General features: G+C 66.4%; 15 protein-coding genes. 10 read left to right on the plus strand and 5 right to left on the minus strand.

Features of this window, described 5'->3' with window-relative positions:
• Positions 1–69 precede the first annotated feature (69 nt).
• The 5 genes from dusB (at position 70) to ntrX (ending at position 7,257) form a co-directional block, all read left to right on the plus strand.
• Positions 70–999, plus strand: coding sequence for a tRNA dihydrouridine synthase DusB (gene dusB, locus QO034_RS06950; RefSeq protein ID WP_284484919.1), 930 nt, complete (start codon positions 70–72; stop codon positions 997–999).
• Complete coding sequence (locus tag QO034_RS06955; protein ID WP_284484786.1) at positions 996–2,078, plus strand: two-component system sensor histidine kinase NtrB; 1,083 nt, start codon at positions 996–998, stop codon at positions 2,076–2,078. The genes dusB and QO034_RS06955 overlap by 4 nt, the downstream gene beginning before the upstream one ends.
• Positions 2,078–3,445 (plus strand): response regulator, encoded by a 1,368-nt coding sequence (locus QO034_RS06960; RefSeq protein ID WP_284484787.1) that lies wholly within the window; start codon positions 2,078–2,080, stop codon positions 3,443–3,445. Before QO034_RS06955 ends, QO034_RS06960 begins: the two co-directional genes overlap by 1 nt.
• Positions 3,446–3,556: 111 nt before the next feature.
• Entirely contained in the window at positions 3,557–5,836 is a 2,280-nt protein-coding gene (locus QO034_RS06965; protein WP_284484788.1) for a sensor histidine kinase NtrY-like, read from the plus strand.
• Positions 5,833–7,257: a nitrogen assimilation response regulator NtrX gene (gene ntrX / locus QO034_RS06970; RefSeq protein WP_284484789.1), complete on the plus strand. Its 1,425-nt coding sequence runs from the start codon at positions 5,833–5,835 to the stop codon at positions 7,255–7,257. Before QO034_RS06965 ends, ntrX begins: the two co-directional genes overlap by 4 nt.
• 29 nt (positions 7,258–7,286) lie before the next feature.
• Here ntrX and QO034_RS06975 read toward each other — a convergent pair whose 3' ends face one another.
• Positions 7,287–7,775, minus strand: a complete 489-nt coding sequence (locus tag QO034_RS06975; protein WP_284484790.1) for a hypothetical protein — start codon at positions 7,773–7,775, stop codon at positions 7,287–7,289.
• Between the two features lie 196 nt (positions 7,776–7,971).
• On the opposite strand from QO034_RS06975, the gene trkA reads away from it, so the two are divergent.
• From trkA to hflX, 4 genes are all read left to right on the plus strand, one after another.
• Complete coding sequence (gene trkA / locus QO034_RS06980; RefSeq protein ID WP_284484791.1) at positions 7,972–9,348, plus strand: Trk system potassium transporter TrkA; 1,377 nt, start codon at positions 7,972–7,974, stop codon at positions 9,346–9,348.
• Position 9,349: 1 nt separating this feature from the next.
• On the plus strand, positions 9,350–10,882 hold the full coding sequence (locus QO034_RS06985; protein WP_284484792.1) for a TrkH family potassium uptake protein: 1,533 nt from the start codon (positions 9,350–9,352) through the stop codon (positions 10,880–10,882).
• Positions 10,883–11,012: 130 nt separating this feature from the next.
• The gene (gene hfq, locus QO034_RS06990) at positions 11,013–11,252 is read left to right on the plus strand and encodes an RNA chaperone Hfq (protein ID WP_284484793.1); all 240 of its coding nucleotides are present in this window, start codon (positions 11,013–11,015) and stop codon (positions 11,250–11,252) included.
• The gene (gene hflX, locus QO034_RS06995) at positions 11,252–12,523 is read left to right on the plus strand and encodes a GTPase HflX (protein ID WP_284484794.1); all 1,272 of its coding nucleotides are present in this window, start codon (positions 11,252–11,254) and stop codon (positions 12,521–12,523) included. Before hfq ends, hflX begins: the two co-directional genes overlap by 1 nt.
• Positions 12,524–12,536: 13 nt before the next feature.
• On the opposite strand, the gene QO034_RS07000 is transcribed toward hflX, so the two are convergent.
• A complete protein-coding gene (locus QO034_RS07000) occupies positions 12,537–13,709 on the minus strand; it encodes a cation:proton antiporter (protein WP_284484795.1) in 1,173 nt (390 codons plus the stop codon).
• A gap of 4 nt (positions 13,710–13,713) precedes the next feature.
• Positions 13,714–16,182: a penicillin acylase family protein gene (locus QO034_RS07005; RefSeq protein WP_284484796.1), complete on the minus strand. Its 2,469-nt coding sequence runs from the start codon at positions 16,180–16,182 to the stop codon at positions 13,714–13,716.
• Positions 16,183–16,294: 112 nt separating this feature from the next.
• On the opposite strand from QO034_RS07005, the gene QO034_RS07010 reads away from it, so the two are divergent.
• Positions 16,295–17,167, plus strand: coding sequence for an NAD(P)-dependent oxidoreductase (locus QO034_RS07010; protein WP_284484797.1), 873 nt, complete (start codon positions 16,295–16,297; stop codon positions 17,165–17,167).
• 49 nt (positions 17,168–17,216) lie between these two features.
• Here QO034_RS07010 and QO034_RS07015 read toward each other — a convergent pair whose 3' ends face one another.
• Both QO034_RS07015 and QO034_RS07020 read right to left on the minus strand, forming a co-directional pair.
• Positions 17,217–17,804: a lipid-binding SYLF domain-containing protein gene (locus tag QO034_RS07015; RefSeq protein ID WP_284484798.1), complete on the minus strand. Its 588-nt coding sequence runs from the start codon at positions 17,802–17,804 to the stop codon at positions 17,217–17,219.
• Between the two features lie 157 nt (positions 17,805–17,961).
• A complete protein-coding gene (locus QO034_RS07020; RefSeq protein ID WP_284484799.1) occupies positions 17,962–19,581 on the minus strand; it encodes a M10 family metallopeptidase C-terminal domain-containing protein in 1,620 nt (539 codons plus the stop codon).
• Between the last annotated feature and the right edge of the window lie 153 nt (positions 19,582–19,734).

The raw sequence follows: 19,734 nt of genomic DNA on the forward strand, positions 1-19,734 counted from the left end.
ACAAGGATCGGGCATGTGACGCAGCCTCTTCGCGACATCTTTCTGACGCCGCCGGTCATCCTGGCCCCGATGGCGGGAATCACCGACCGCCCGTTCCGCGACCTGGTCCAGGGTTTCGGCTCCGGACTCGTCGTCAGCGAAATGGTGGCCAGCCAGGAAATGGTGCAATCCAGGCCCGGCACGCGCGAACGGGCGGAACTGAGCGCGGATGTGGAGAACACCGCGGTGCAGCTGGCCGGCCGGGAGGCCCACTGGATGGCCGAGGCGGCGCGGCAGGTGGCGGATCGCGGCGCGCGTATCATCGACATCAACATGGGCTGTCCGGCCAAGAAGGTGACGAACGGCTATTCCGGGTCGGCGCTTCTGAAAACGCCGGATCACGCCCTGACGCTGATCGAGGCCGTGGTCGCGGCGGTGGACGTGCCGGTGACGCTGAAGACCCGGCTGGGCTGGGATGACGATTCGCGGAACGCCGCCGACGTCGCCCGCCGCGCCGAAGACGCCGGAGTCCAGATGGTGACGATTCACGGGCGGACCCGGTGCCAGTTCTACAAGGGGCGGGCGGATTGGCCGGCGATCGCCAGCGTCAAGGATGCCGTGTCGATCCCGGTCGTCGCCAATGGCGACATCACCGACGGCGCGACGGCGCGTCAGGCCCTGGCGGCGTCGGGCGCGGATGGCGTGATGATCGGACGCGGGGCCCAGGGCCAGCCGTGGAAACTGGCGGAAATCGCCCATGACATCGCCGGTTTCCCCGTGCCGTCTGTCCCGTCCGGGGACGGGCTGGTCGCGCTCGTCAGCGCGCATTATCAGGCGATGCTGTCGTTTTACGGAAAGGACCTGGGCCTGCGCGTCGCCCGCAAGCATCTGGGCTGGTACATGGACCTGGTTCCGACCGGGCCGGCCCTGCGCCGTCTGGTCCTGACCTCAGGAAGCCCGGACGAGGTTCTGCGCCTGCTGCCGGATGCCCTGACCCAAAGCGCGCAGGCCGCCGCATGACGTCGGACAGTTCCATCTGGGCGTCGCTGCCGATCCCTGCCTTCCTGATCGACGGCAACGACAATATCGCGGACGTGAATTCCGCCGGCGAAGGCTTCCTGAACGCCTCGGCGAAATCGGTCATCGGCACCCCGATCTGGGACCAGGTGGCGATCGACGCGCCGATCGAAGAAGCCTTCGGCCGCGCCCGCAAGAACGGCACGCCGCTTTTCGTCAACGACATCGACGTCGGCTCCGGCAGCCGCGCGCCCCTGCAATGCGCGCTCCAGATCGCGCCGCTGCTCGGTCATCCCGGCACCATGATCCTGATGATCTCGCCGCGCGAACTCGCGGGGCGGATGACGCAAAGCCATTCGGTCAAGTCGGCGGCGCAATCGGCGATCGGCATGGCCGAGATGCTGGCCCATGAAATCAAGAACCCGCTGGCCGGGATCACAGGTGCTGCGCAACTGCTGAGCATGAACCTGTCGCCGGAAGACCTGGAACTGACCGACCTGATCGTGACCGAAAGCCGGCGGATCGTGAAGCTGCTCGAACAGGTTGAACAGTTCGGCAACCTGTCGGAACCGTCCTTCAAGCCGGTCAACATCCATGACGTGCTGGACCGGGCGCGGCGGTCGGCGCTTCTGGGTTTCGGGGCGCATATGAAGATCGTCGAGGATTACGATCCGTCGCTGCCGCTGGCCTATGGCGATCCGGACCAGTTGCTCCAGGTGATTCTGAACCTGCTGAAGAACGCATCCGAAGCCGCCGACCCGAAAGGCGGCACGATCCGCATACACAGCTATTTCGAACATTCCTTCAGCCTGCGCCGCGCGGACGGGTCGGGGCAGTCGCTGCCGCTCCAGGTCGAGATCATCGACGACGGTCCGGGCCTGCCCGACAAGATCCGCGCCGATGTCTTCGATCCTTTCGTGTCCGGCCGCGACAACGGCACCGGCCTCGGCCTCGCCCTGGTGAGCAAGATCATTTCGGACCACCACGGATGGATCTCCGTGACGTCGGTTCCGGGACATACGGTTTTCCGACTTTCCCTGCCGCGGGTTCCGCGCGGCCTGAACCCCGAGGAGACTTCCTGATGGACGGTACTGTTCTGGTTGCCGACGACGACCGCACGATTCGGACGGTCCTGACCCAGGCGCTGACCCGCGCGGGCTGCAAGGTGCATGCGACCAGTTCCCTGACGACGCTGATGCGCTGGGTCGCGGAGGGAAAGGGCGACGTGGTGATCAGCGACGTGATGATGCCGGACGGCAACGGGCTGGAAATGCTGCCTAAGATCGCGCAGGACCGTCCGGGCCTGCCGGTGATCGTGATCTCGGCCCAGAACACGATCATGACCGCCATCCAGGCCGCCGAGGCTGAAGCCTACGACTACCTGCCCAAGCCTTTCGATCTTCCGGACCTGATGAAGCGCACCTCGCGTGCGCTGGAACTGAAACGCCGGACCCCGTCCGATGTGCGCGACACGTCCGAGGACCGGCCCGACGAACTGCCGCTGGTCGGGCGCACCCAGGTGATGCAATCCCTCTACCGCCTCGTCGCCAAGGTGATGAACACCGACCTGCCGGTGCTCATCTCCGGCGAAAGCGGGACCGGGAAATCGCTGATCGCCCGCGCGATTCACGATTTCTCGGACCGGCGCACCCTGCCGTTCATTTCGGTCGGGGCCGCCGATCTTCAGGATCTCGAAGGACCGGCGCGGGTTCTGGCGCGGGTCAAGGGCGGAACCGTCCTGATCGACGAGATCGCCGATATCGACGAAGAGATCCAGGCGCGGATCGTGCGCATGATGGACGCACCGGGCGATCACGTCCCCCGGTTCATGGCCACCAGCCAGGGCAACCTGTCGGCGGCGATGGAAAAGGGGCAGGTGCGTCAGGATCTCTACTATCGCCTCAGCGGCGCGGCCCTGCACGTTCCCGCCCTGCGCGAAAGAGTCGATGACATCGAATTGCTGGCCGAACATTTCCTCGCCCGTTCCGAACGGGAAGGCGCGCCCAAACGCTGGTTCAGCCGCGAGGCGCAGGATCTGTTCCGGGTCTACAGCTGGCCGGGAAACGTCCGCCAGCTTGAAAACGCGATCCGCCGGCTGGTCCTGACCAGCCGGACCGACGAGATCACCCGCGCCGAGGTCGAGGCCGTTCTCGGCAGCCAGCCGGAAATGGAACCGGCCATGGGGCGCGGCGACGCCGAAAAGCTGTCGGCATCGGTCGCGCGCCACCTGCGGCGGTATTTCGACCTGCATGGCAACATGCTGCCGCCGCCCGGTCTCTACACCCGAATCCTGCGCGAGATCGAAACGCCGCTGATCGAAATCGCGCTGGACGCGACCGGGGGAAATCAGGCGAAATGCGCGGATCTGCTGGGCATCAACCGAAATACCCTGAGAAAGAAGATCACCGACCTTGATATAGAGGTGACACGGCGGCGCAAGTTGATGTAAAAACGTCACATGAGAGTGGCAAGCCGGTGCCAGTGAAGGCGGGCGCCGGGAAGAGACCACGACATATGGCGGTACGTCGCGCAGGCGACACATCAACTACGAGGGCAGCGCGTGACGACTCGGTCACACAACAGGCCGTTACTGACGTTCAACAGGTGGCGCAGAACGCGGCGGGCCAAGAATGCCGGAACGCTCGGGCTCGTGGTCCTCGGGCCTGTGCTGGCCTTCGCCACGTTCATGGTGCTCGGCCCGTTCGATCACGATGCCTCCTCGCCGGCGCTGCGGTTCATCCTGCTGGCCGATTTCGTCTATATCCTCGTCGTCGCGACCCTGGTCCTGAACCAGATCGTCCGGCTTGTCGCCGCCCGCCGCGCGAAATCGGCGGGCTCGCGGCTCCATCTCCGCCTGACCGGCGTCTTTGCCCTGCTGGCGCTGATTCCCACGGTGATCGTGGCGGTCTTCGCGGGCCTCACCGTCAATATCGGGCTGGAAGGCTGGTTCTCGGACCGCGTGCGCCAGGTGGTCGGGACCTCCCTGTCCGCCGCCGAAGCCTATGAGGAAGAGCATCGCGAGAATTTGAAGCAGGACGCTCGGGCGCTGGCCCTGTTCATAGACGCCACGCGCCGGGCGACGTTCTTCATGAACGACGCCGAACTGCGGCAATTGCTCGGCCAGGGGCAGGCCCAGATCCAGCGCGGCTTGCGCGAAGCCTATGTTATCGACGGCACCGGCGAAATCCGGGCCCGCGGCGAGGGATCGTACCTGTTCGATTTCGAACGCCCCGCCCCCGAGGACATCGCGACCGCCAGCGAAGACGGGCTGCTGATCATTCAGGACTGGGACAACAACGAATTCCGGGCGCTGGTGCGGCTGGATGCCTTCGTCGACCGGTTTCTCTATGTCAGCCGGGCCGTGGATGGCGACATCCTGAACCTGCTGGACGAAACCAAGGAAACCGTCCTGCTCTATCAGCAGCTCGAAAAGGAACGGGGCAGGGTCCTGTTCGAATTCGGCCTGATCTATCTCGGTTTCGCCGTGATCCTGATCCTCGCGGCGATCTGGCTGGGGCTCTGGTTCGCGGAACGCCTGTCCCGCCCGGTCGGACGGCTGACGACCGCGGCGCAACGGGTCGGCGGCGGCGATCTGGATGTGCAGGTGATCGAAGAGGAAGGCGACGACGAAATCGCCATGCTGGGCCGGTATTTCAACCAGATGACCTATCAGTTGAAAGGACAGCGGGAACGGCTGCTGGACAACACCCACCAGATCGAACGCCGCCGCCGGATGTTCGATTCCGTGCTGTCGTCGGTGACCTCGGGAGTCGTCGGACTCGATCCCGATGGCCGCGTGACCTTCGTGAACCGGTCGGCGGAACGGCTGCTGGACTGGTCGGGGGACGAACAGTCGCTGGCCCTGTCGGTGGCGGTGCCCGAATTCGGCCCGCTGTTCGAAACGCTGAGGGCAGGGGGCGGCGAAACCGCCCAGGGCGAAGTCAAGGTGTCCCGGCAAGGACGGCTGGAAAACCTTCTGGTGCGCATGTCGACGCGCCGGGAATCCGATGGAAGCCTCGAAGGCTACGTGGTCGCCTTCGAGGATGTGACCGATCTGGTCAGCGCGCAGCGGATGGCCGCCTGGGGCGACGTGGCGCGGCGCATCGCCCATGAGATCAAGAACCCGCTGACGCCGATCCAGCTGAGCGCTGAACGGATCAAGCGCAAGTTCGGCCCGGTTCTGACCGAGGACCGGGACCGGCTTGAATCGATGACCGATGTGATCATTCGCCAGACCAACGATCTGCGCCGGATCGTGGACGAATTCAGCAAGTTCGCGCGGATGCCGGAACCGGACAGGCGCAGCGAGGACCTGACGCGGCTGACCCGCGATGCCGTTCTGCTGCAGGAAACCGGCCAGCCGAAGGTGCATTTCGTCACCGATCTTCCGGATCATCCCGTGAACGCCGAAGTCGATGCGACCATGATTACCCAGGCCTTGACGAACCTGATCAAGAATGCCGGAGAAGCTATTGAAACAGCGTCGGAAATAGGCGACATCGCCGATCTTGAGCCGCAGATCCGCGTGACCCTCACTCCGCTCGACAAAGGGTGCGAGATCGCCATCGCCGACAATGGCATCGGCTGGCCGGAAGACCGCACCCGGCTGTTCGAACCCTATGTGACGACCCGCGACCAGGGCACCGGCCTCGGACTGCCGATCGTCAAGAAGATCATCGAGGAACACGGCGGCAGCCTCACCCTGGAGAACGCGCCGGTGTTCGAAGGACAGACCCATTCCGGCGCCATGGCCGTGATCCGGCTTCCCGGCGCCCCTCCGCCCACCACCAACGCCCGCACCATTGGCGACAACACCAAAGAAAAAGCAGGTATGACATGAGCGATATTCTGATCGTCGACGATGAACGCGACATCCGCGAACTGGTTTCCGATATTCTCGAAGACGAAGGCTACGCGACGCGGCTGGCCGGCAATTCCGACGACTGCATGGCCGCCATCAACACGGAACCGCCGGCGCTTCTGATCCTGGACATCTGGCTCAAGGACAGCCGCATGGACGGTATCGACATCCTGAAAGCGGTGAAGCGGGACAATCCCGACGTGCCGGTGGTGATCATCTCGGGGCATGGAAACATCGAGATCGCCGTCGCCGCGATCAAGCAGGGGGCCTACGATTTCATCGAGAAGCCGTTCAACATCGACCAGCTCATGGTGGTGATCCGGCGGGCCATGGAAACGTCGAACCTGCGCCGCGAGAACAGCGCCCTGAAACATCGCGACACCGTCGCCGCGGACATGATCGGCGCAAGCCCGGCGTTCCGGAACCTGGTCGGAAACCTCGACAAGGTCACGAAATCCAACGGGCGGGTGATGTTGTCGGGGCCGGCCGGATCGGGCAAGGAAATCGCCGCGCGCTACATCCACGCCCATTCCAACCGCGCCAATGCGCCCTTCGTCACCGTCAACTGCGCCAGCATCGAACCGGACCGCATGGAAGAGGTGCTGTTTGGCCGCGAAGGCGCCGACCGGGGCGTCGAATCCGGGCTTCTCGAACAGGCCCATGGTGGCGTGGTCTATTTCGACGAGGTCGCGGACATGCCGATCGGCACCCAGTCCAAGATCCTGCGGGTTCTGGTCGACCAGCAATTCCAGCGGGTTGGCGGCAACGACAAGGTGCGGGTGGATCTGCGCGTGATCTCCAGCACCAATCGCAATCTGGAGGACGAGATCAAGGCCGGCCGCTTCCGGCAGGAACTGTTCCACCGCCTGAATGTCGTGCCGATCGCCGTGCCGTCGCTCGAAGACCGGCGCGAGGACATCCCGGTGCTCGCCGAACATTTCATCGCCGCCTGCCATGCCTCCCAGGGCCTGCCGGTGCGGTCCCTGTCCGAAGACGCGATTGCGCTGATGCAGACCATGGTCTGGCCCGGCAACGTGCGCCAGTTGAAGAACCTGATCGAACGGGTGCTGATCCTTGGCGAAGGCGCGGGACCGATCGAGGCGCAGGAACTGCCCAGCGACGGCGACAAGAAATCCGAAGAAGGCCGCGTGGTTCTGTCGGGCACCCTGGCGGCGCTGCCGCTGCGCGAGGCGCGCGAGGCGTTCGAACGCGAATACCTGCTGACCCAGATCAACCGGTTCGGAGGCAACATCAGCCGGACCGCGTCCTTCGTTGGAATGGAGCGCAGCGCGCTGCACCGCAAGCTGAAGTCGCTCGGCGTCGTCACGTCCTCCAAGTCCGGAGCGCGGATCGCCCATGTGGATGACGACGTGCCGGAAAGCGCCGCCGCCGCGGAATAGACCGGCGCGGCGGATGCGCGGGCGAAACCCTATTCCGACGCGATCGGGGGGACCGGATTGACGATCTGCCAGCTTCCGTCGTCATACCGGATGACGCAGGAACTCTGGGTCAGCGCCGGCAGGGTCTGCGTCCGGGTGCGCGGCGCGGCGGCGGCGACCGCGCCGGAACAGCGGGGCAGGCTGACGGGCGCGTATCCTTTCTGCGCCATGCACAGGTCCAGCACCCGCGCCCGCAGATCCCTGTTCACATCGACCGTGTAGATCCCGCCATCGACCCAGTATCCGGGCCGGTAATAGCACCCCGCGGAATTGCAATATTGCGATCCGGGAAAGAAGATCGGCGGATTCTGCCGGATCTGGTTGGCGACCGGGGCGTCTTTTAGCGCCTCAACCTCGCAGCGCGTGGTGTCGGTCTGCATCCGCGACACGGAAACGCCGGGCGCATAATAGGTCGTGAGCCCGGTGGCGCAGCCGGCCAGCACGGTCAGGGCAGAAAATATCGGGGCATTGATCCGCATGATGGGCCGAGATTGCCCCAGACCCGGCGGTGGCGCAACGGCTTCGCGGCGAATTCCGCGTGCTCGGCGCGGGTTTGCGCCCTGGTCCGGACCTTCGCGCCGCCGCTCTCCGGCTGCCCGACAATTCATTTGACCGCCCTTTGGCCTTCTGTCATGCAAAAGACCGCTGAACTCGGGGCCACAAGGGCGACAAGGCATGAAGGTCATCATCTGCGGTGCCGGTCAGGTTGGCTGGCAGATCGCGCGCCATCTGTCGGGGGAACAGAACGATGTGACCGTGGTGGACAGCAATCCCGACCTGGTGCGCCGGGCCACGGACACGCTGGATGTGCAGGGGGTCGCGGGCTTCGCCAGCTACCCGGACGTGCTGGACCGGGCCGGGGCGCGGGACGCGGACATGATCATCGCCGCGACCTATTCGGACGAGGTGAACATGGTCACCTGCCAGGTGGCCCACTCGGTGTTTTCCATCCAGCGCAAGATTGCCCGGCTGCGGGCGCAATCCTACCTGACCGCGATCTATTCCGATCTCTACCGGCGCGAACACCTGCCCATCGACGTGGTGATCAGCCCCGAGCGCGAGGTGGCCGAAGCCGCGATGCAGCGCCTGGCCGCGCCCGCCGCCTTTGACACCGAAACCTTCATGGACGGCAGGGCGCAGCTTCTGGGGATAACCCTCGAGGACGACTGCCCGGTGGTGAACACGCCGCTGCGCCAGCTCACCGACCTGTTCTCGACCCTGCGGTCGATCGTGGTCGGGGTGCGCCGGGATGGCACGCTTTTCGCGCCGGAACCGAACGACCAGCTTTTCGTCGGCGACGACTGCTATGTCTTCGCCCATGTGGCCGACATCAGCCGCACGCTCGAAGTCTTTGGAAAGGCGCAGTTCAAGCAGGAACGTCTGGTCATCGTCGGCGGCGGAAACGTCGGGCTGACCGTGGCCAAGGCGCTGGAGGCGCGGGAAACCCGCACCCGTGCCAAGGTGATCGAGAAAAGCCGCGCCAACGCGGAACAGGCGGCCGAGGCGCTGGAACGCACCATCGTGCTGCACGGGGACGGCCTCGACGCGGCACTGCTCAACGAGGCGGGGATCGACCGCGCCGACGCCATGCTGGCCGTCACCGACGACGACAAGACCAACATGCTCGCCGCCGTCCGGGCCAAGGCCGAAGGCTGCCCCTATGCCATCGCGCTGATCAACGATCCGACGCTGGTGCCGCTGATGGCGCCGCTGGGGATCGACGCCTACATCAATCCCCGCGCCACCACCGTCAGTTCGATCCTGCGCCATATCCGGCACGGCCGGGTGCGCGCGGTCTATTCCATCGGCGACGCCGAGGCCGAGGTGATCGAGGCCGAAGTGATGTCGACCTCGCCGATGGCGGGGCAGCGCATTCGCGACATCGACTTTCCCGAAGGCGCGCTGGTCGGGGCCATCATGCGCAACGGAGAGGTCATGCGCCCGGTGGGCGAGTTGCGGATCGAGGAAAAGGACGTGATCGCCATTTTCGCGATGGCGGCGGACGTGCCCGAAGTCGAGCGCCTGATGCAGGTCTCGATCGACTTCTTCTGACATGACGGCGCCCAGGCCCTACGGCGTTTTCCTGCGGCTGCCCCTGTCGCTGCTGCTCTGGGGGATGACCTCCGCGTCGATGTTCCTCCCGGCCTCGCACGCGCTCGTGCGCAACAATCACCCGGCCTCGCAGTCCTTCTTCTTTTCCGGGCTTCTCGGCCTCGTCTGCGTGACCCTGATCGGCCTCGCGCTGGGCGAGCGCAAGCCGCGCTACGGCTCGCTCGGACAATTGTCGTCCCTGATGTTCGCCTTCGCGATCCTGCCGGTTTTCCTGGCCGTTCCGTTTCACGACGCGCTTCAGACAACGTCCTTTCTGAATGCCTATTTCGACATGGTCAGCGCCATCACCACCACCGGCGCCGACCTGTTTGACGACCCGGCGCGGCTGGCGCCGTCGCTGCACCTGTGGCGGGCGCAGGTCGGCTGGATGGGCGGGCTGATCCTGTGGGTGGCGGCGGCGGCGATTCTGGCGCCCCTGTCGCTCGGCGGCTTCGAACTGACCGCCCAGGGGCAGCCGGGGCGGGACATGACGGGTCTGGGGGTTTCGGAAATCTCGGACCCGCGCCGGCGGCTCCTGCGGATCTTCGTGACCCTGGCGCCGATCTATGCCGGCCTGACCATGATCCTGTGGGTGCTGCTCCTGATGGCCGGCGAAACCTCGCTGACGGCGCTGTGCCACGCGATGTCGGTGATGGCGACCTCCGGCATCTCCCCGGTCGGCGGCGTGACCAACGCCGCGTCCGGGGTCATCGGCGAGGCGCTGCTGTTCCTGTTCATGTTCTTCGCCCTGTCGCGGCTGACGTTCTCCAACGACACCTCGATCAAGGGCCATCGCCGGCTCGACAGGGATCCGGAATTCCGCGCCGGTCTGCTGCTGGTCATCGGCCTGCCCACCCTGCTGTTCCTGCGCCATTGGCTCGCCTCGCTGGAAATCGGCAACAGCGAAGGGTTCTTCACCGCCCTGCGGGCCTTCTGGGGGGCGATGTTCACCGTCATGTCCTTCCTGACCACGACCGGCTTTGAAAGCGCCAACTGGGACGAGGCGCGGCAATGGTCCGGCCTCGGCACACCGGGCCTGATCCTGCTGGGGCTGGCGGTGATCGGCGGCGGCGTCGCCACCACCGCCGGCGGGGTCAAGCTGCTGCGGGTCTATGCGCTCTACATGCACGGACGCCGCGAACTGGCGCGGCTCGTCCATCCCTCGTCGGTCAGCAGCGTGCGCCAGGGCGACAGCATACACAACAACGGCGCCTTCATCGCCTGGATCTTCTTCATGCTGTTCGCCATGTCGCTGACGGTCATCAGCCTCGCGCTGGCGGCGATGGGCGTCTCCTTCGACCATGCCATCGTCCTGAGCATCGCCACCCTGTCCACCACCGGTCCGCTGATCGAGGTCGCGGCGCAGACGCCGATCCGGCTGGTGGAACTGAGCGGCTGGGCCAAGGCGATCCTCTGCGCCGCGATGGTGCTCGGGCGGCTTGAAACGCTGGCCATTATCGCGCTTTTCACGCCGGATCTGTGGCGGGGCCGGTGATGTCTTGGGCGCCTGCACATAACAGGCTGATTTTTTGGGTGGAAGTTCCCAACGCGGCGCGACATACTCGCGATGCAGGGGCGTGCCGGTGCGCGGCGAATTGACAAGAAAAAAGGTGAGTTTTCAAGTAATGGCATCTGACAGACAGAATCTTCAGGACGCGTTCCTGAACCACGTAAGAAAGACCAAGGTTCCGGTCACGATTTTTCTGATCAACGGCGTCAAATTGCAGGGTGTCATCACGTGGTTTGACAACTTCTGCGTTCTGCTGCGCCGTGACGGACAATCCCAGCTGGTCTACAAGCATGCGATCTCCACGATCATGCCGTCCCAGCCGATCAACCTTTATGAGGGCGAAGACGCCACTTGATGGAACACGACCGGGTCGGCACCCGCGCCTGGGTGCTGCACCCAGACATCAAAAGCGATCCCGACAGGCGCCCGGCCAAACCGGCGCTCGGCGAGGCCGTGGCGCTGGCCGCGGCGTTGCCCGGCCTGGACGTGGCCGGCTCCGAAACCGTCAGCCTGCCGAAAGCCCATGCCGGGATGCTGTTCGGCAAGGGAAAGATCGAGGAACTGCGTCTGCGGTTTGAGGCCGAAGAGGTGGAACTGGTGCTGGTGGACGGGCCGGTCAGCCCGGTGCAGCAGCGCAACCTCGAAAAGGTCTGGGGGGTCAAGCTGCTCGACCGGACCGGCCTGATCCTCGAAATCTTCAGCGACCGCGCCCGCACCCGCGAGGGCGTTCTTCAGGTGGAAATGGCGGCGCTGTCCTACCAGCGCACGCGTCTCGTGCGCGCCTGGACCCACCTGGAACGGCAGCGCGGCGGGCTCGGCTTCGTGGGCGGGCCGGGTGAAACCCAGATCGAGGCCGACCGCCGCGCCATCGACGACCAGCTTGTGCGCCTGCGGCGGCAGCTGGACAAGGTGGTCAGGACACGCGACCTGCACCGCAAGGCCCGCGCCAAGGTGCCCTATCCCATCGTCGCGCTCGTCGGCTATACCAACGCCGGGAAATCGACCCTGTTCAACCTGCTGACCGGGGCCGAGGTGACGGCGAAGGACATGCTCTTCGCGACCCTGGACCCCACGATGCGCCGGGTGCGCTTGCCCGACGGGCCGGAGGTGATCCTGTCGGACACGGTGGGATTCATCAGCGATCTGCCGACCGAACTCGTCGCCGCCTTCCGTGCGACGCTCGAAGAAGTGCTGGCCGCCGACCTGATCCTGCATGTACGCGACATCAGCCATCCCGACACCGAATCGCAGGCGCGGGACGTGACGGCGATCCTGTCGTCCCTGGGGGTGGACGACAGCCGCCCGCAGATCGAAGTCTGGAACAAGCTCGACCTGCTGGACCCGGAAGCCCGCGAGGCCATGGCCGCCCGCGCCGCCCGGAGCGACGGGATCATCGCCATTTCCGCCCTGACCGGATCAGGGATCGACGGCCTTCTGGCCGCGACGGCGGAACGCTTGCAGGATCGGCGGCACACCAGCGCGTTGCACCTGGCCTTTTCGGACGGCAAGCGCCGGGCCTGGCTGTTTCGGCAGGACATCGTCCAGACCGAAACCCAGACCGAGGACGGGTTCGACATCACGGTCCTCTGGACTCCGCGGCAGCAGGCGCAGTTCGAGGCCCTGTAGGACACCGCGCCGGTCAGGTCTCGGCGCCGGAGGTCTTTCTGATGGCCAGGCGGGTCGCCAGCGGGCCGAACATCTCGAACACCACGGTCGCGCCGATGGTCAGCGCCATGATGAAGGCGCCGTGATCCGGCAGGTATTCGACCGCGATCAGCGCCATGCCGATGGCCACGCCGGCCTGCGGCAGCAGGGCCGGGCCATACCAGGGGCGTTCGGCCCTGGGGGCGCCGGCCAGCGCCGCGCCGAGCCAGCCGCCGAGAATGCGGGCCAGGATGCGCAACAGCATGTATCCGGCCCCGATCGGACCGATCGTCGCCAGCGCCTCCAGGTCGAGCGTCGCGCCCGCAAGGATGAAGAAGATCACCATGAACGGCCACTGGATGTTCTCGATTTCGTGGAACGCCTTGGTGTGATGACGCGCCAGGTTCACGATGATCGCGCCCACGGTCATGCCGCTGATCAGATAGGACAGGTCCAGCCAGACCGACAGGCCCGCGGTCAGGAACACCAGCCCCAGCGCCTCGATCCGCAGCGGCTCGCCGCCGGACAGCCGCCCGGTCAGCACCGCCGCCGGAAGGCCGATGACCGCGCCCAACGCCAGCGACCCGACGATCTCGTAGGCGGTTTCGCCCAGCATGCCCGCTTCGGTCGCGGTTCCGGTCCAGGCCTGCACCAGCACCAGGGCCAGGCTGAAGACGATCAGCCCCCAGGCGTCGTCGATCGCCACGATCCCCTTGAGCGTGCGGGCGAATCCGGTGTCGGCACCGGTTTCCCGCAGCACGTCGTAGCTGGCCGCCGGGTCCGTCGCCGTCGCGATCGCGCCGAGGATCAGCGCCGCCGCCAGCGGCAGCCCCAGCGCCGCCAGCCCCGCCGTGACCACCGCCAGCGTCACCGCCACGACGCTCAGCGACACCAGCAGGATCGCCCGCCCGTGCGCGCGCAGGGTTTCCACCGACAGCGCGCCGCCGAGCAGGAAGGCCAGCATGCACAGGGCGATGACGGTGACGACCGGATAAAGGTCGCTGACGCTGGCGGGCAGCAGGTCGAACCCCGGCGCTCCGGCCAGCAGGCCGCAGCCCAGGAGCAGCGTCACCCGCGGCAGGCGGGTGCGCCGGCCAAGCTCGTCCGCCACCAGACCGGCGAGGAACAGCACTCCGAGCGCGATCAGTCCGTTGGCGTCCCCGCCCATCGGATCAGGGCGCCCGCGGGGTCAGCAGCGTGACCCCGACCGACGCGGCGCGGGCCAGGCCCTCGTCCAGCGACATGGGGATGTATTCGCCGCGCCGCCAGAGCTGGGACAGATCGTCGTAATGGCGCGACAGGAAATGCCCGGACTGGCCGGTGGAGGTGACGAAGACCGAACTGTCCGGGTCGGCGAAATCGTAGACGCCCCGGTATCCGGCCCCGTGGACATTGTGAAACGGCGTCGGATCCTCGCCCGAGGTCAGCCCGCGCTGCAAGGTGTTGTCGCCGCCGCTGGTGGATTGCCGGATGTTCACGAAATAGCGCAGCAGCGGCACGTCGCCCAGCACCTGGTGGTCCTGCGTCGCCTGATGCGCGTCGCCCCAGCGCAGGCTTTCCAGCGCCGTGCCATAGGTTTCCCCGATCCACAGCAGCGCGTCGTCCAGCGCCAGCCGCGCCATGTCGGTGCAGGTTTCCACCGGGGCGCTCTGGCGGACGTCGCACCAGGCGGACGCGCCGCCGATGTCGCGGTAGACGCGTTCGATGAACAGGGGGTCCACATGGTCGAACTCCTCCGCCAGCGGCCCGAGATCGTCCTTGATCAGCCGGGCCTGCAGCGCCCGCACCCAGGCCGCGTAGATCAGTGGTTCGGGCAGGTGTTCGTTCATTTCGCCGTTCCAGTCGGCGAGAAGCGACAGGGCGATCTGGCGCTGGCGTTCCGGGGTGCCGTCCGGCGCCGCCTCGCCGGTGAACCAGAGGTCGGCGCCGATCAGGGGCAGCAGCGTGCGGGCGGTGAAACTGACCGGGTCCAGCTGCGCCTCGATGAAACTGTCGCGCGTATGGACCTGGCGGGACTGCATCAGGCGCTGCCACCGGTTCACCCGCTGCGTATCGCCCCATTCGAACGAGATGTGATCGGGAAAGGGACGGTCGACGATCTTGTTGTTCGTGTTGCCGAGGATGCCGCCGGCGGGGGCGATGAATTCCGGGTTGGTGTCATAGGGCATCCGCCCCTGCCATCGGTTTTCGCTGCGCCAGCCCTGCGAGGGCATCCGTCCCTTGCTCTGGTGGCGCGGATCGCGGCGCGGCACCGCGCCGACCAGTTTCAACGCGATGGTGTCCTGATCCACCAGCGACAGGTTCTGCGCCGGACCGATATAGCCTTCGCTGGCGGCGATGGCCTCCTGAACCGTCCGGGATCGCATCAGCGCCATGGCCGCCGACAGCGACGTGTCGCGCGGGCTGAGGATCGTCCACCCCAGCGCGGCCACGTGACCGGGCGGGGTGATGCTCTCCAGGCCATAATGGCTGCCGGGCAGCACCGGACCGTTCTCGGTCCAGCGCAGGGTCAGGGTGATCGGCGGGCTACCCTTGATTTCGATGATCGACGGGCGGGTCTGAAAGGCCTTGTAGCCGTCGGGCGTCCTGTATTCCTCGGGGTCGTCCGGGTTGAGCTGTTCGATGAACAGGTCCTGATCGTCCACATAGGCGCTGGTGATGCCCCAGCCGAGCCGGGCGCTGCGCCCGGTCAGCACCACCGGGATGCCGGGGATCGTTCCGCCGATGACGCCGCCGGTCTCAAGCTCCAGCCGCGCCAGATACCAGACCGTCGGGGCGGTGAACCCGAGATGCGGATCGTTGGCCAGAAGCGTTCCGCCCGACGCCGAACGGGACGGGGCGGCCGTCCAGGCATTGCTCGCCCCCGCGAATCCGCGCCGGGGCACCGGCGACAGCGGGTCGCGCGGGCCGGTCTTCGCTTCGGCATATCGGGGCGCGGTCGGAAACAGGCTGGAATATTCCGGCAGCGCCGCCAGCCCCGCGCCGGGCACGTCCGGCAGGATATCGGCGATCCGGCTTTCGTCCTCCAGCAGCAGCGACACGCGCGCCCGCAGCACCTCGCTCGACAGGTGGCCGGAGAGCTGCAATCCCATCAGTTTCACCAGCGCCAGCGAATCCGCCGCCGACCAGGGGGCGACGGGGGCATTGAACAGGAACATCTCGGGCGCGCCCCGGCCAAGCGCCTCGTCGTTGACCTGTTGCAGCCGCGCGTTGACGCCCGCCGCATAGGCGTCGAGCGCGGCCAGGGTCTGCGCATCCTGCGCCTCCAGCGACTGGCCGGCGAGACGGTAGATATCCAGCCGCCGCAACAGCCGGTCGATGGCAACCGTGCGGCGGCCCATGACCTCGGACAGCCGCCCCTGCGCGGTGCGCCGCATCATGGTCATCTGCCAGAGCCGGTCCTGGGCATGGGCATAGCCGAGCCCGAAGAACACACCGGCATCGCTGTCCGCGAAGATATGCGGCACATTGGCGTTGTCGCGAACGATCTCCACCGGTGCGGACAGGCCGTCCACCTGCACGCTGCGCCCGTAGTCGGGCAGGGACCGGCTGGCCAGGTAATAGGTCAGCAGCACGACCAGCACGACCAGCGCGACCAATCCGGCGGCGATTCTCAGCAACCAGCGAAACCCGATACCCATGCTTGTCCTCTTCGTGCCGGGATCGCGGATTCCGGCGATTGTAGATTTTTTATTTTCGCAATGCCTGCTAGGTGTCGCGAACTTATTTCATGTCGGAACGAAGGGAAAGCACATGGCGAAACTGGCGTTTTTGGGTCTCGGGGTCATGGGGTATCCGATGGCGGGGCATCTTCAGGCGGCCGGGCACGATGTCACCGTCTACAACCGGAGCGCCGCCAGGGCCGAAGCCTGGGTCGAGCAGCACGGGGGCAAACGCGCCGACACCCCGAAGGCCGCCGCCGAGGGCGCGGAATTCGTGATGGCCTGCGTCGGCAATGACGACGACCTGCGCAGCGTCTGCCTGGGGGAAGACGGGGCCTTCGCGGGGATGGAGTCCGGGTCGGTCTTCGTCGATCACACGACGGTTTCGGCGAAAGTGACGCGGGAACTCCATGCCGCCGCCGCCGCGCGCGGCGCCGGTTTCGTCGACGCGCCGATTTCAGGCGGGCAGGCGGGGGCCGAGAACGGCGCCCTGTCGGTGATGTGCGGCGGCGACGCGGAAACCTTCGCCCGTGCCGAACCGGTGATCGCCGCCTATGCCCGGATCTGCCGCAGGATCGGGGACAGCGGCGCGGGCCAGATGACCAAGATGTGCAACCAGATCGCCATCGCGGGGCTGGTGCAGGGCCTGTCCGAGGCGCTGCATTTCGCCGAAAAGGCGGGGCTGGACGGGCGCGCGGTGGTCGAGGTCATCAGCCAGGGCGCCGCCGGGAGCTGGCAGATGTCCAACCGCTATGAAACGATGATCGACGATCATTTCGAACACGGGTTCGCGGTGGACTGGATGCGCAAGGACCTGGGCATCTGCCTGGACACGGCGGACGAGACCGGGGCGTCGCTGCCGGTGACGGCGCTGGTAGACCAGTTCTACAAGGATGTTCAGGCCATGGGCGGCGGCCGCTGGGACACGTCGAGCCTGATCAAGAGACTGCGCAAGCTGGGCTAGCGCCCTATCCCGCGGCCGGCCCCGGCGTCCTGTCCGGGGCCTGGCCCGATCATGGGATGATGCGGGTGTATTTCGCGCCTTCCAGCGAGGCCCCGGCGTAAAGCCCGGCCTGCCCGAAGATCGCGGCCAGGATCGGCGAGCGCAGGGTGTTGGTATCGGCGGAAATGGAATCGCCGCGATCCGTCAGCACATAGTCGAGATCGGCCCCGGCGGTCCAGCCGTTCGACCGGCGGAACCCCTCCAGCGCGTCCTGGGTCATGAAGAACAGCACATGCGCGTATTGCTTGGCCCCGATCTGGAACCCGGCGCTGGCCTTGGTGTTGGAATAGTAATCGACGGTCACGTTGTCGACCCGCAGCGCCCCGCGCCCGTAGCCGCCGCCAAAGCCGAACCCGGCCTCCGTCACCAGCGGCATGACCAGCATGCCGGTCGATTTCGCCGCCAGGTCCACCGTGTTCGGATATTGCGAATACATCTGGTTCAGCGTCGCGTCGACCCGCGCGTCGATGGTCGCCGCGCCGGGGCTGCCGACCCCGTTTCCACAGGCGGCCGTGACGGTCAGGCCCGCGAGGGCTGACAAGGCGAAACCACGCCGGGTCAGCAAGGAGGACGGAGGAGTTTTGATCATGCTGCTCATGTTTTTTGCCTGTGATGATGCCTGTTCTGACCGTTTTCCCGGCCTTGCCCGTTTTTATACGCAGAAATTTGCCCAGTGTCACGCATAAGCCGGGTGATTCGGCGACTTACCGCTGTCGCTGGCGCGGGGTCTTGCGGCCGTTCCGGCGCTGATTCGGTCACAGGATGAAATCGGACGCGGTCAGCGCCAGGGCGCCGGTCAGTTCGATCCGCAGATTCGCGACCAGATCCGCATCGGTATCCACGAGAACCGAGGTGTCCGCCCCGTTCGCCGCCACTGTCACGCTCGGGCCCGCGCCGGAGAACGCCGCGCCCTCCGCAAAGGAAAATGACGCCGGGTGCAGCCGGGACAGATCGATCCTGTCAAGCCCGATCTGGAAATCGGTGATCCTGTCCCGGTCCGGCGCGACGGGGCTGTCGGTCACGTCGGAGAAAACGAATGTATCCGACCCGTCGCCGCCGGTCAGCCTGTCCGCGTCGCGCCCGCCGATGATGCGGTCGTTTCCGGCGCCGCCGTTGATGATGTCCGCTCCGAAACCGCCCGCCAGAATGTCCCGCCCGCCGCCGCCCCGAAGACTGTCGTCACCGGCGTTGCCCCGCAGCAGATCGTCGCCGTTGCCCCCGAACAGCCGGTCCTGTCCCGGTCCGCCAAGCAGGATGTCGTCGTCCCTCTGGCCGTGCAGCCGGTCCTTCCCGGTGTCCCCGGACAGCCTGTCCTCGCCGTCCCCGCCTTTCAGCAGGTTCCGGGCGGCGTTGCCCGACAGGCGGTCGTTGCCGCCGCCGCCAAGCGCGTTCTCGATCAGCGACCGCGTGTCGCCGTGATACAGCAGCGCGGTGTAGATGCTGCCGCTGGCCCGGTTGCCGTCGCCCAGATAGGCCAGTTGATCCGCGCCCAGGACCGACGCCGCGCCGGGGGCCAGGTCGATCGACAGGTCGGTGTCATAGGCGCTCAGGTCGAAGGTGTCGGTGCCGCCGCCATCCCAGATCGTCGCGAAGATGCGGCTGCCGCCGGGATCCAGCGCGACCACGCCGTCGACCACCGTATCCGACGACAGCGGCGACCAGGAATAGACGGTGTCGCCGCTGTTGGTGGTGAAATTCGCGCCATAGATGTGCTGAAGCGCCGCGATGTCCTGCATCATGAAACTCTGGGCATAGTCCCAGGTTCCGTTCGTATACCGGGTCGCCGCGGCCCCCACATAGGACCTGTAGGTCATCACCGTGTATTCCATCGCGTCGAACTGCGGCGGCAGGGCGCCATAGGTGTCCGATTCATGCCCGTGCTTGAGTCCCAGCGCATGCCCGATCTCGTGCAGAAGAGTCAGGTTGGCGTAATTCCCGACCTGCGGCGCGGAATAGTCATAGCTTCCCTTGATCAGCCAGGCATCCCCGGCAGAGGCGACGGTGGCCGGGTAATAGGCCCAGGCGGTGCCGTAGCTGTAAGGATCCCGGTCCGTCATCGCGACCCGGATGGTGGCGTTGAAGGAGGTGGTGCGCACCAGCGACACGTCGGCGAACCCGTCCAGCGCGAACCCGTCGTCGGCGGCGGTTCCGAACTGCGTGTCCAGATACCGCTGCTGCGCCGCGATCAGCAGCGCGGTGGGTTGCAGAAGCCCCAGATGTTCGCCCTGTCCGTAGCCGGTGCCGTAGTCCGCAGAAGAGGTCGGCGCGCTGTAGGTCAGGGTGCCGCCGGACCAGGCCTGACTGTAAAGGATGCCGTCGATCCGGCTATCGCCGGTGGCGGCGACGAACGTGGTGGATTTGCCGAGACCGCTCAATGCCGCCTTCTCCCCCTTGAATGCGGTCCGTTCAGATCAGTCTTTGCTGCGGGGCGCAACGGGATTGCCGGAATCCGGCGCAGACTTGGCCGCAGAACGGCGATATCCGGCCGATCCTGCCCATCCGGACGCCGCAGCGGGTCCCGTGCCGCG

The organism is Sedimentitalea xiamensis (assembly GCF_030164465.1).
GTDB lineage: Bacteria > Pseudomonadota > Alphaproteobacteria > Rhodobacterales > Rhodobacteraceae > Sedimentitalea > Sedimentitalea xiamensis.